General features: G+C 67.7%; 1 protein-coding gene and 1 pseudogene. Both read left to right on the top strand.

Annotated elements, in window-relative coordinates:
- The coding region (locus AC1DYI_RS32755; protein WP_477208286.1) for a hybrid sensor histidine kinase/response regulator at window positions 1-1,681 on the top strand (1,681 nt) is incomplete at its 5' end.
- 280 nt (window positions 1,682-1,961) lie between these two features.
- Window positions 1,962-2,445: pseudogene (locus AC1DYI_RS32750) on the top strand (hypothetical protein); the annotation flags it as partial.

Raw genomic sequence — 2,445 nt, 5'->3', positions numbered from 1 at the left:
GCTGCAGGTGGCCCAGGAATCGACGCGCCGCTCGGCCTACCTGTCGGAGCTGAGCCATTCGTTGTCGGGTCTGCTCGATGTGCCGGTTGGTTTGCACAGGCTGATGGCCCAGGCGGTGCCGGCGCTGTGCGAGGCGGCCGCGGTGGTGCTGGTCGACGATCGCATGCAGGTCGAACACGTGGTGCGGCGGCACGACAGCGCGAGCCGCACCATCGAGGTGGCCGCCGATGAGCTGACACCGGACGAACTGGAAGCGCTGAACAAGGCGCTGACGTCTGCCAACGCCCAGACGGCGGTGGAGCCCGCGGCGCGTGATGGCTTGCAGGTGGCACCGCTGCGCCATGGTGACCGGGTGCTGGGCGCCTTGCTGCTGCAGGGCCCGTTGACGACCCTGGGCGAAGCGCTGCTGGACGAGGTGGCGACACGCGCGGCCATCGGCCTCGCCGCGGCGCAGTTGCACCAGAGCCTGCAGGTCGAGATCGCCGAGCGGCGCCAGGCCGAAACCCGGCTCGAAGAGGCCAGCCGGCGCAAGGACGARTTYCTSGCCAYGCTGKCSCACGARCTGCGCAACCCGCTGGCGCCGATCCGCAACGCCGTCGAGGTGATTCGCCGCAAGGCGCCCAACGACAGCACGCTCAAATGGGCCACCGACATCACCGACCGCCAGGTGCGCCAGCTGACCCGGCTGGTCGACGAATTGCTGGACGTGGCCCGCATCAGCCAGGGCAAGATCGTGTTGCAGCGAGCGCCGCTGGACCTGAGCACGCTGGTGGCCGAATGCGTCGAAGCACAGCGCCCCCTCATCGCCACGCGCCGCCAGCTGCTGACGCTGGCGCTGCCGGCCGAACCGGTGTCGGTCCAGGGGGATGGGGCACGCATCCAGCAGGTGGTGAGCAACCTGCTCAGCAACGCCATCAAGTACACCCATGACGACGGCAGCCTGAACGTCAGCGTCACCAGCGAAGAAGGGCAGGCCGTCATCAGCGTGCGCGACAACGGCATGGGCATCGAGGCCGATCTGCTGCCTCGCGTGTTCGATCTGTTCGAACAAGGCCATCGCGCGCTCGACCGCAGCCAGGGTGGGCTCGGCATCGGGCTGACGCTGGTGCAGTTGCTGGTCAAGCTGCATGGCGGCCGGGTCGAGGCCTTGAGCGCCGGGCCGGGCCAGGGGGCCGAGTTCCGGATCTACCTGCCGGCATTGAACCGGCCGGCCGACATCGCCGCGCCGGACGAACAGGCCCAGCCCGTGGCAACGCCGGGCCGCCGCATCCTGGTGGTGGAAGACAACCCCGATGTGGCCGACACGACGGCGACGATGCTGAGCTTGTCAGGCCATGAGGTGCGCATCGCACACGACGGCCTGGAGGCCTTGGACATCGTCGAGGGTTTCGCCCCCGATGTCGTGCTGCTGGACATCGGGCTGCCGAGGATGGATGGCTATGAGGTCGCACGCCGGCTGCGCCAGCTGCCCGCGACGCGCGACAAGCTGCTGATCGCATTGACCGGCTATGGGCAGGCCAGCGATCGCCTGCGTGGCCGCGAGGCGGGCTTTGACGAGCACCTGCTCAAACCTGTCGATCCGGCGGTGCTCGATGCATTGATCGCTCGCGATGCGCTCGGCGGGGCGGACTCTGGCGGGCAAGCGCCGAAGGCCACCTTGTATGCCTTTCGCCGGCCCTGAAGGCCCGTGACGCGGCCGAGCGCGATCGGTAAACCTGACCGCTTCGTGGCAATTCTTCTCACGCGCTGGTGACGAACGGGCGCGGGCGCCTCGCCTCAAGCGGTCCGATCGAAACATTCGTCAGCGGTCGCGGCAGTTTGCGTGCCCGTGGAGCCCAGCAAAAACACGCACTTGGACGCTGTTTTGCTTACAGACGTGACTTGATGCAACAGCGCGCGGATCCGGCACGAAGCATGCATTGAAGGCTGTATTCAACGTCAACCTTCGACGAGAAAACAGCATGCTTTCCATCCAGCGACATACCGAACAACGCCAACAGCAAGCCCTGTCGCCGCGCCTGCAACGCGCGGTGTGGCTGCTGCAGCTTTCGTCCACCGACTTTGCGCACGAATTGCAGTCCGTGCTGGGCCGCAACCCATTTCTCGAAGGCGAGGAAGGCGAGGGCAGCGAGCCGGCAACGCCGACCAACGGCGAACGCGTCGAGCCCGACCGCGTGGCCGACAGTGCCGATGGTTTCGACGGCGCCGGCCTCGACAGCATCGACGGCCAGGAGGTGATCTCCGCGCCCGATCTGCCGCTGCCGGAAGGGGTGGATGCATCAGCTGCCGAGGCCGCCGAGGCCCTGCTCGACGCCGTCAGCAGCGACTCCTGGCAGGGCGAAGGCATGACCCGGATGCGTCGTGCCGAGGACGGCGACATCAGCGCGCTGGACCTGATGGCTGCCGAGCCGACGCTGGCCGCGCAATTGCATGCGCAGCTTGACC

It is taken from the genome of Ideonella sp. P3_A4 (assembly GCF_056403075.1).
This window is presented reverse-complemented; position numbering and strand designations above follow the sequence as displayed.